Below are 10,132 nucleotides of genomic sequence, written 5' to 3'. Positions count from 1 at the left end.
CCTATCGAACTACTATACACTCTGATCAAGGCTGGGGTTATCAAATGAAGAGGTATGTAAAGAAACTAAAAGATAATGGTATCTTTCAAAGTATGTCCCGAAAAGGAAACTGTCTAGATAATTCACCAATGGAGAATTTCTTTGGGCTAATGAAACAGGAAATGTATTACGGTAAAGTTTATAAATCATTTGAAGAGCTTAAGCAAGCAGTAACTGATTATATTTTTTACTATAACAATGAACGGATAAAAGCAAAATTGACTGGCATGAGCCCGGTGGAATACCGTCTGCATACCAGTCAACTAGCTGCTTAAATATTTTGGTCTAACTTTTAGGGTTCAGCACAGAGGCTAAAGTCTTTTTTTTCGTTAACTAACAGTTCTAAAGGAGATACCCTTTCAAATAGCCGGGTGGCCATGTCAATAAATGTAATATTGCCATAAACCGTTTAATCAGTTAAACCTGATTGTTTACCTCCGCTTTTCTTGCAAACAGATTAGTGTTTAGCCTCTCGCTGTTACAGCAATCCCTTCCGTAACGAAAATCCTGCTACTCCATATGACTATGGTATCCTTAAGGGCCAAAATTTGCTATAATTTTCTTTGACTGTTTTCTTTATGAGAGTGTACGAAGGGGGAGTTTGATGAAAGACGAGGAAGTGGTAGACTTACTTCGACACTACCGGCATGACTTATTAAATCATCTGCAATTAATTCAAGGATACGCTCAAATGGATAAAATAGAAAAGGTTAAGGAAAATACGAATAACCTTTTGAATCTTATGTCTCAAGAACGTAAGCTTTCTAATCTAAATGGACCAGCATTCACTTTGTGGGTTTTGAATTTTAATTCTACATACGATTTATTTCGGTTATCCTATAAAATAGAATTGGATTATGCTAATTTGTCCTCCATTGACAGAACTCTTGTTCATACATGTGAAGAAATGATGGAACAGCTACATAAACATGTTTCAAACGAGCAAATCTATAATGGAAATTTGGTGCTTTATAAATATAATAGCTACATCAAAATGAAGATTACTTTTGAAGGATCATTTGTTAAACATCATGAATTAAAGAACAATTTATTGAGAGAGCCATTTGTACAAAATATCGAGATTGATAATTATGGCTTAAGCATAAGATTATGGCTTTCGTAATGAGGTGAGAGTATGTTTGTTGATCAGGTTAAAGTTTATGTGAAAGCAGGAGATGGCGGGAATGGAAGTGTAGCCTTCCGCCGTGAAATATATGAACCAAAAGGTGGCCCTGCAGGTGGAGATGGTGGCAACGGCGGGGATGTTGTATTTGAGGTTGATGAGGGCCTGAATACGTTAATGGATTTTCGTTATCAACGCCACTTTAAAGCAAAACGAGGCGAAAATGGGATGGGAAAAAGCATGCACGGAAAGAATGCTGATCCTCTTAAAGTCTCTGTGCCACCTGGAACAACCGTGAAAATTGCCGAAACAGGTGAGGTTATCGCTGATTTAGTTACTCATAAACAAACGGCTATCATTGCAAAAGGTGGCCGTGGTGGTCGGGGGAATATACGATTTACAAGTGCTAGAAATCGTGCTCCGGAAATAGCGGAAAATGGAGAACCTGGTGAGGAGTTAGAAGTACAATTAGAATTAAAGGTGTTAGCGGATGTAGGTTTAGTTGGTTTTCCCAGTGTAGGAAAATCAACTCTCTTATCCACAGTCAGTGCAGCTAGACCTAAAATTGCCGATTATCATTTTACGACCTTAGCGCCTAATTTAGGTGTTGTTGAAACAAGCGATCATCGAAGTTTTGTGATGGCTGACTTACCAGGATTGATAGAAGGTGCCCATGAAGGAGTAGGACTTGGATATCAGTTTTTAAAACATGTTGAACGTACTCGTGTTATTGTGCATGTAATTGATATGTCTTCTTTTGAGGGAAGAGACCCATATGAAGATTATGTCACCATTAATCGTGAACTAAAACAATATGATCAGCGTTTGGAAGAAAAGCCTCAAATCATCGTTGCGAATAAAATGGATATGCCAGAAGCAGAAAACCATTTACAGGGATTTAAAGAAAAAATAGATGCGGATATTCAAGTTTATCCAATATCAGCCTTTACAAAAGAGGGACTTCATGATTTACTATTTGCAATTGCGGATTTATTAGATAAAACACCTAAATTTGAGATGCAGGAAGAAAAAGAAGAAGAACGGGTTGTTTATCGTCATAAGCAGGAGGAAGATGACTTTAAAATTACCCGTGATTCTGATGGCGCTTATGTCATTTCAGGCAATAAAATTGAACGGCTATTTAAAATGACGGATTTTTCGCATGATGAGTCTGTTCAAAGATTTTCCAGACAGCTCCGCAAATTAGGGGTAGATAATGCTCTCAGAAAACGAGGGGCAAGTGACGGTGATACCGTTCGCTTATTGGACTTTGAATTTGAATTTATTGAGTAGTCATACATGATCATGCATACGGAGGAATGAATTTGATGAAAAAAGCCATAAAAGAGGGGAAGAGAAGAAATTGTGGCACAAATTGATGAGAAGTTTTATTTAGTACGAAGTGATGTTTTACCAGAGTCCATGAGAAAAACGTTAGAAGTTAAAGAATTACTGGAACGAGGAAAGGTGTCTTCGATTCATGAAGCCGTTAAACAGGTGGATTTAAGCAGAAGTGCCTTTTATAAATATCGTGACACCGTATTTCCTTTTCAGGCTATGGTAAAAGAAAGAATGATTACATTATTCTTTTATTTAGAAGATCGAACAGGTACGTTATCAGATTTGCTTCATATTGTTGCAAAGGCCGGCTGCAATGTTTTAACCATTCATCAGACTATTCCGCTTCAAGGAAAAGCAAATGTAACGTTGTCCATCAATACATCATTCATGAATATCGAGATTGATCAGTTATTACAGCAATTAAAAAAGCTTGATTTTGTCATACGTGTGGAAATTTTAAGTTCTGGAGCATAGAAATCAGGGGGAAAGATTGTGTATAGAGTAGGTTATTTAGGTCCAAAAGGAACATTTACAGAAATGGCTGTAAATGGTTTGTTTCAAGATAACATTCAATCGGTTAGTTACAAAACGATTCCGGCTTGTATTGATGCAGTCGAATCTGGTGATACAGATTTAGGGGTAGTCCCTATAGAAAATGCTATAGAAGGTTCTGTTCATTTAACTTTGGATTATTTAATACACCAGGTTCCGTTACCTATTGTTGCAGAAGCAACGGTACCCATTACCCAGCATTTATTAGTTCACCCTTCTTTTAGAGGGGAAATGAAAGAAATCGAAAAAATCTATTCTCACACGCAGGCCATTGCCCAATGTCATCAATTTATACATCAGAACATTCCTTATGCTGATTTAGAATACACAACTTCTACAGGTGAAGCAGCCCAAGTGGTCCATAGTAAAGGGGGAAATCTTGCTGCAATAGGAAACGAAAGGGCAGCCAATGAGTACGGCCTTACGATCCTAAATTCAGATATACATGATTATCCCAATAACCATACCCGTTTTGTCGTACTGAGAAAAAAAGAAGACCCCGTTCCTATACATGAACTAAAGAAACAAGGGGTTAAAACCACTATTATGGTGACATTACCCCGTGATTATGCCGGCGCTCTTCACCAAGTATTATCTGCCTTTTCATGGAGAAAAATGAATTTGTCCAAAATAGAATCCCGACCGATGAAAACAGGCCTTGGGAATTATTTTTTTATCATTGATGTAGATCAGGAATATGACGATGTCTTATTTTCTGGGGCTAAGGCGGAGTTACAAGCACTTGGATGTGAGGTCTCTGTATTAGGTACTTATCCAAAATACATGATTACGACGAGGGAAATTAAATCATGAAATAAATAAGCGAAACTTTATCAATATGCCGTCCCGATGTTGGGGGCGGTTTTTTTATGGTATAGGAGGAACAGTCAATAACTTATATAACAATTTTCAGGATAAATATAGACCATAGCCTCAACATTTTTATTTCTGTGCATATGCTGATATTGATATGGATTCGTGTAACAGATTGTAAATGAAGGAAAGGAGCAATTCAATTGAAAATTCACATTGTACAGAAAGGCGATACGTTAAGGGAGATTGCTCAAAAATATGATGTAGATCTTGAAAAATTAAAAGATTATAATACACAATTATCCAACCCAGAACAAATTTTGCCGGGGATGAAAATTAAAGTACCTTCAGAAACCAAGCCGGTTAAAATGGAAAGAACAGAAGAGGAAGACAGTAAGAGAGCAGAAAAGCAACCTGCACAACAACAGCCACAACAACAGCCACAGCAGCAACCTGCACAGCCCCAGCCGCAACAGCAAAAGAAAGCTGAAACACAACCTGAAAAAAAGCAGCCGACGAAGCATCCTTATATTGACAAATCTCCCGAAATGTCACCAGTTATTAAAGAGGATGAAAAGCCGATAGAGAAGAAGATGATGCCTTACAAGGAAAAACCGAAAAAAGTTGAGGAAAAGAAGACGGAAATACCATCAATGCCAAAGATGCCAATGATTCATAAAGATGAAGAAGAAAGCATTAGTGTAGACATGTACAACTATAGTCCCCAAACTTACATGCATCAACAGGTCCATTATCCACAAGTACCTAAGCAGCAATATATGGGCTATCACCATGTCCCTAAAAAACCATGTGGATGCGGAGGTATGAATTCGTATTACATGCCTGTTTATCCAGTGTACTATCCGCAGCAAATGGGCGGCATGAATCCTGTGCAAATGCCGAATCAAATGCCGAATCAAATGCCGAATCAAATGCCGAATCAAATGCCGAATCAAATGTCAAATCAAATGCCAACGCAAATGCCATCACAAATGCCAGCACCTAGTCAGAATGTTCACCATACAGCAAACTATCAGAAAATGGAAATAGAAGATGAATCCTCTTCACTGGAAATGCCTGAAATGCCTGATGAAATGAATCCTAATCAATGGAAAGACGGGAATAATCAGAACCCTTACTCTCAACAATGGAGTGGTCAACCTGGCTATAGTCAGCATTCATGGGGACCAGGAATGAATCATCAAACTCAAACATGGGGTTCTCCATATTCTATGCAAAATCAAAGTCCTTTCCCAGCAGGTGGTCAATATGGTTATCCTGCCCCATATAACCAACAGGCTCCATTTCAGCAAAATATGAGCCAAAGCCCATATTATCAAGGACAATTCCCTCAATCCTTTAATTGGGGAAGGGAAGATGAGGATAAAGAATGAAATTAAACTCATGGAGAGACGATTCCTTTATGGATCGTCTCCATTCTTTTTTAAAGGGAAAGGGCGATTTTGATTGTCTGGAAATTATTCCTGTCAAGAAAAATGTATTTAAAGTTTATGCGGAAAATCAATGGTGGATTGTAAAGTGTTATGGTTCAAATGCATTAAAGGTGTGGTCGCTTTCTTTACAAATAGAAAATAGGAATCATTTTGTTACATTTGTTCCCTTTCCGAATGGAGAAAGATGGCTGAAAGATTCTGCAGGTCAATATTGGTGTTTAAGTCCCTTCGTGGAAGGAAAGAAGTTGAACTACAATAATCATGAAGATCGAGAGGCAGCCATAGAACTGTTACAACAATTTCATACTATAACGAAAGGCTTATCTATCAAACAAACGAAACCCAAACCCTTTATACAGAAAACCGAGGAAAGGTATAAAAGGTTTTTGCGTACAAAAGATATTTTTGTTCAAAATCAGGCTACCCTTTTTTATAATAAAATCGTTACTCAGACTAACAAATTATTAAAAAGTATGGAAAAATTAAAATGGCGAAAAATAGAGGAAAAGGCAAAAAGAAACCGCTTCTTAATACATGGCGATAATGCCGGTCACAACTTTATACGAAACAGTGAAGGGATATATTTAATTGATTTTGATTTGATTCAGTATGCCCCTTATGAATATGAATGGATTCAATTGGCGCAACGATTTTTAATTGAAGGCTTAAATCGGTTTGACGATTTGTTTCAGTACCCGATATTTCAATCCTTAGAGAACCAGTCTTATTTTCTTTATGGTACCTTGTTTCCCAGTGATTTGTTTCGAGAATGGCTTCATTTTCTGCGAAATAATCCCTCTCAAAAAGAGATAGCAAGTTATTTACAAAAATTTCAGCATCTTTGGACACAACGTCAGAAATTTTTTGATAGAGCAACAAAATATGGTAAGATATATCATTATAGTAAAGAAGAGGGGAATCACGATATGAAGAATCAAATTGACCAATTAACCAAATGGCTGCAGGATCAAGTAAAAGAGTCGGGTGTTAATGGCTTATTAGTCGGGATTAGCGGTGGCATTGATTCAGCTGTTGTCGCCCACTTAATTAAGCGTGCCTTCCCAAATGATTCACTTGGGGTCATTATGCCTTGTAAGAGTAACCCAGATGATAAGAAATTTGCGGAAATGGTTGTTGAAAGTTCTGGAATTAAGAGTATTAAAGTAGACCTAACCGAAAGTCATGAAGTCCTTTATTCAACGATTCAAAATCAGTTAAAAGAACAAAACGAGTTGAATGAATCTAAAGCACGTCTTGCTGATGCAAACTTAAGGGCACGACTTCGAATGAGTACACTATACACCATGGCAACAAATTACGGTTATTTAGTAACAGGAACAGATAACGCAGCTGAGTGGTATACCGGTTATTTTACGAAATTTGGAGACGGAGGAGTAGATCTTGTTCCGCTTCTTCATTTTACGAAGGGGGAAGTTCGGGAGCTTGCTAAGGAACTAGGTGTACCTGATGAAATCATTAATAAAGCACCAAGCGCAGGATTATGGGAAGGCCAGACAGATGAACACGAAATGGGTACAACTTATGACAATATTGATAAATATATCCGTGGAGAATCAGTACCTGAAGAAGATAAGAATATTATTGAAAATATGCATGAACGAACAGCTCATAAACGAGAGCTTCCTAAGTCACCACCAAAATTCTAGGATTTTCGGATAGATAACGAGTAAAAAGCATCTCCTTTTTGCACAATAAGAGTGAAAAGGAGGTGCTTTTTGTGAAAAGAGTCCTGTTTCTTATTATATTGACAAGTGTAATGTTTCTAGTCGCATGTGGCGGGAATGAAGATGAAGCACAAAATCATAACAATAACATGAATACACAGCCGGTGAAATATCGAGAGAATAATACTACTCAGCAAAATGATACAAACAGAGAGGAAAACGTACGTGAATATACAAATATAGAAGCGCCTAATCAAAATCTGGAGGAAGCAGATAATGAATTATCCAGGCGTTTAAAAGAGGAAATTTTGAAAGTTGAAGGTGTAAACCAGGCGGAAGTCGTGGTGAACGATGATCGATTGGTAGTGGCCTTGGATATTGTTAATCGTCAAAGAGCAAATCCTGTTATACCAAACCGAGTGCGGGATGTCATTGAAAAGTTTGAAATGGATGATAAAAACGTTTCGATTTATACAGATGAAGCCTATTTTAACCGAGTAAGAAATATGTTGACAAGACCATAAAATATAAAAAAGATGCAGGTCGTTTTGTCCTGCATCTTTTTTATATTGGCTCTGATAAACATCGATATTGATTTTCGCTTCAGCACTCTCGCTTTCTGCGGGCAGTTCGAGAGCCTCTGACAAAACCCATGCCATTCCGTGATTTATGTTTATGCAGTCGGGTCTAAGCGGTCACCTCCGCTTCTCTATGTTCAGCTGCGGCTCCTAGGTCCAGGCTGATATAAGCTTTACGTGGCAAATAGTATGCCACTCCATGTCTTTGCTTATATGGCAGGATCTAACCAGTTGACTCCGCTTTTCTGTTTGTTTAGGTATATGGTATAGTATTAATGAATAAAAGAAATGCATGATGTGGAGAGGTGAGATGAACGATGGCTGGTCATTCTAAATGGAAAAACATCCAAAGACGTAAGAATGCTCAGGATGCCAAAAAAGGTAAAATTTTTATGAAATATGCGAAGGATTTATATGTAGCTGCTAAAGAAGGTGGAGGAGACCCCGAAACAAACCCAAACCTTCGAACCGTTATTGAAAAAGCAAAAGCCAATAATATGCCGAATGATAATATAGATCGTGCGATAAAAAAAGCAACAGGTGGACTGGACGGTGTTCAGTATGAAGAAACAGTGTATGAAGGGTATGGTCCAGGCGGAATTGCTGTAATGGTTGAAGTCCTTACTGATAATAAGAACCGCACTGCATCAGAAGTGCGTCATGCCTTTTCAAAAAACGGTGGAAACTTAGGTGAGAATGGCTGTGTTTCCTTTATGTTTGACCGAAAAGGATATCTTGTTATTGATCGCAGTGATCATGACATTGATGAAGATGATCTTATGATGGACGTATTAGAAGCTGGAGGAGACGAAATGGAAACGAGTGAGGATGTGTTTGAAATTTATACGGATCCTGACTCATTTACAGAGGTTCGAGATACTCTTTTGGAAAAAGGATATGAGTTTGATACGGCAGAAGTAACTATGCTTCCGCAAAATTCAACAACGGTATCTGAGGATAAAGAGCATAAAATGAATAAATTAATTGATATGCTTGAAGATAGTGAAGATGTACAAGATATCTATCATAATATGGAAGTATAAAGATTGTTTAAGATTTATTAGGAAAAATGATTAAAAGCTCTATTTCTGGAAAAAATGGAAATAGGGCTTTTTTCATTTTTTATGTATGTATTTGCCGTGAGTGACAGTCGTAATTTTATGAGGAAGGGGTGATGGACATGAAATGGAAAAGTTCCATATTCCCTATTGTTGTATGTATACTCTTGTTCTGTACATTTGAGGGATTTGCTGCACCAATCACAGATAACCAATCTGTTTCAAATGAGGAAACAAAGAAAGAAAAAAAGGTTTGGGAGCAGGAACCATTAAAACTTGAAGTTGTGCTAAAACGAAAGTATCTTGATGGAAATATAGAAACAGAGGTCAATAGAGAAACGGTCTGGTCATTACGAGACTTTTGGGCTAATTATAAAGACTGGAATCTCCTGCAGCAAAAAGAAGGGCGGGTTGTCTTTCAGAAAGAAGTAGATGACTTGTCACCTGCTGTAAAGGAAAATGGCTATATCGGTTTAAATGAAAATAATGTGTTATCCATTTTTAATGGAAAGCCTAAGGATAGTGAAGTCATTAAGGCCTTTTACCAAATTGATGTAGAGAAGCTGGAAAGTTTTCGAATGGATCAATTAAAATCGGGCATTAAAGTGGATAAAAAGTCCACTTTTAAAAATGTCATGCAGACCTTCAAGGAATATGCAAGTACAGAACCTGTTGACGATTTGGTTGACTCTTGAGATGTCGTATCTCCTGGGTCAACCTTTTTGTACGGAAAGAAGATACTGGCAAAAGTACGCTTTATGAGTTTTCATCCTTTATGCCTGTATTAAGTATGATAAAATAAAAGGAGGATTACGCTATTCATAAATAGAAAGGGAAGTAACCATGATTGCATTTATAGAAGGAAAGATCGATGCGATTGAAGAAAGCTCAGTATTCGTATTAGTTAATGGAATAGGATATGAAGTTGTTTGTGCAAATCCTTATCAATTTCAGCAACAAATAAATGAATCAGTTCGTATTTATACATATCATTATGTAAGAGAAGATCAACAATTATTATATGGATTTAGGCAATATGAAGAAAAACAATTATTTGCTAAACTGTTGAATGTTTCAGGTATTGGACCCAAAGGTGCACTCAGTATTTTAGCCACAACAAGTGTGTATGATATTGCACTTGCCATTGAGCAGGAAGATGAAAAGTTCTTAACACAATTTCCAGGAGTAGGCAAAAAAACAGCAAGACAAATGATACTAGACTTAAAAGGAAACGTTGCGGAATGGATGAATCAATCAACTGATAAGAGTCTAAATGAGAATAATTTAGACGAAACTCAGTCTACACAATCAAATCAGGAAGAGTTTGAAGAAGCCTTAGAAGCACTAAAAGCATTAGGTTATTCCGATCGGGAAATTAAACGAATTTCACCGCAGTTACGACAAGCAGACTGTTCAACTATCGATGATTATGTAAAAGCGGGATTATCCTTGATGGTTCAGGGGTAATCGTAGAATTTGTTAGAAGTAG

The 10,132-nt window shown here is 37.3% G+C and carries 11 protein-coding genes and 1 pseudogene; all 12 read left to right on the top strand.

Annotation, left to right across the window (positions count from 1 at the left end):
- Positions 1-314: IS3 family transposase (locus BMX63_RS11040; RefSeq protein ID WP_143060150.1), on the top strand; the 314-nt coding region annotated here is incomplete at its 5' end.
- Positions 315-643: 329 nt separating this feature from the next.
- On the top strand, positions 644-1,162 hold the full coding sequence (locus BMX63_RS11035; RefSeq protein ID WP_093135425.1) for a Spo0B domain-containing protein: 519 nt from the start codon (positions 644-646) through the stop codon (positions 1,160-1,162).
- A 12-nt stretch (positions 1,163-1,174) separates the two neighbouring features.
- Entirely contained in the window at positions 1,175-2,455 is a 1,281-nt protein-coding gene (gene obgE, locus BMX63_RS11030; RefSeq protein ID WP_093135422.1) for a GTPase ObgE, read from the top strand.
- 72 nt (positions 2,456-2,527) lie between these two features.
- Positions 2,528-2,977, top strand: coding sequence for an ACT domain-containing protein (locus tag BMX63_RS11025; protein ID WP_093135419.1), 450 nt, complete (start codon positions 2,528-2,530; stop codon positions 2,975-2,977).
- A 15-nt stretch (positions 2,978-2,992) separates the two neighbouring features.
- Entirely contained in the window at positions 2,993-3,868 is an 876-nt protein-coding gene (pheA, locus tag BMX63_RS11020; protein WP_425441477.1) for a prephenate dehydratase, read from the top strand.
- A 203-nt stretch (positions 3,869-4,071) separates the two neighbouring features.
- A complete protein-coding gene (safA, locus tag BMX63_RS18040; protein WP_177167269.1) occupies positions 4,072-5,262 on the top strand; it encodes a SafA/ExsA family spore coat assembly protein in 1,191 nt (396 codons plus the stop codon).
- Positions 5,259-5,963: pseudogene (locus tag BMX63_RS18855) on the top strand (phosphotransferase); the annotation flags it as partial. The gene safA and the pseudogene BMX63_RS18855, both read left to right, overlap by 4 nt.
- 285 nt (positions 5,964-6,248) lie before the next feature.
- Positions 6,249-6,989: an NAD(+) synthase gene (gene nadE, locus BMX63_RS18505; protein WP_093135479.1), complete on the top strand. Its 741-nt coding sequence runs from the start codon at positions 6,249-6,251 to the stop codon at positions 6,987-6,989.
- Between the two features lie 71 nt (positions 6,990-7,060).
- A complete protein-coding gene (locus tag BMX63_RS11005) occupies positions 7,061-7,531 on the top strand; it encodes a YhcN/YlaJ family sporulation lipoprotein (RefSeq protein ID WP_093135410.1) in 471 nt (156 codons plus the stop codon).
- Between the two features lie 371 nt (positions 7,532-7,902).
- Positions 7,903-8,628, top strand: a complete 726-nt coding sequence (locus BMX63_RS11000) for a YebC/PmpR family DNA-binding transcriptional regulator (protein ID WP_093135408.1) — start codon at positions 7,903-7,905, stop codon at positions 8,626-8,628.
- Between the two features lie 137 nt (positions 8,629-8,765).
- Positions 8,766-9,338, top strand: a complete 573-nt coding sequence (locus tag BMX63_RS10995; protein WP_177167268.1) for a BofC C-terminal domain-containing protein — start codon at positions 8,766-8,768, stop codon at positions 9,336-9,338.
- 148 nt (positions 9,339-9,486) lie between these two features.
- Positions 9,487-10,110, top strand: coding sequence for a Holliday junction branch migration protein RuvA (ruvA, locus tag BMX63_RS10990; protein ID WP_093135402.1), 624 nt, complete (start codon positions 9,487-9,489; stop codon positions 10,108-10,110).
- Positions 10,111-10,132 lie beyond the last annotated feature (22 nt).

Source organism: Salinibacillus kushneri, assembly GCF_900111405.1.
Taxonomy (GTDB): Bacteria; Bacillota; Bacilli; order Bacillales; family Alkalibacillaceae; genus Salinibacillus; species Salinibacillus kushneri.
This window is presented reverse-complemented; position numbering and strand designations above follow the sequence as displayed.

Excerpts from the sequence above, each read along its gene's own strand:
- BMX63_RS11035 (WP_093135425.1), top strand. The coding sequence starts at position 644 with ATGAAAGACGAGGAAGTGGTAGACTTACTTCGACACTACCGGCATGAC.
- obgE (WP_093135422.1), top strand. The coding sequence starts at position 1,175 with ATGTTTGTTGATCAGGTTAAAGTTTATGTGAAAGCAGGAGATGGCGGG.
- nadE (WP_093135479.1), top strand. The coding sequence starts at position 6,249 with ATGAAGAATCAAATTGACCAATTAACCAAATGGCTGCAGGATCAAGTA.
- BMX63_RS11000 (WP_093135408.1), top strand. The coding sequence starts at position 7,903 with ATGGCTGGTCATTCTAAATGGAAAAACATCCAAAGACGTAAGAATGCT.
- BMX63_RS10995 (WP_177167268.1), top strand. The coding sequence starts at position 8,766 with ATGAAATGGAAAAGTTCCATATTCCCTATTGTTGTATGTATACTCTTG.
- ruvA (WP_093135402.1), top strand. The coding sequence starts at position 9,487 with ATGATTGCATTTATAGAAGGAAAGATCGATGCGATTGAAGAAAGCTCA.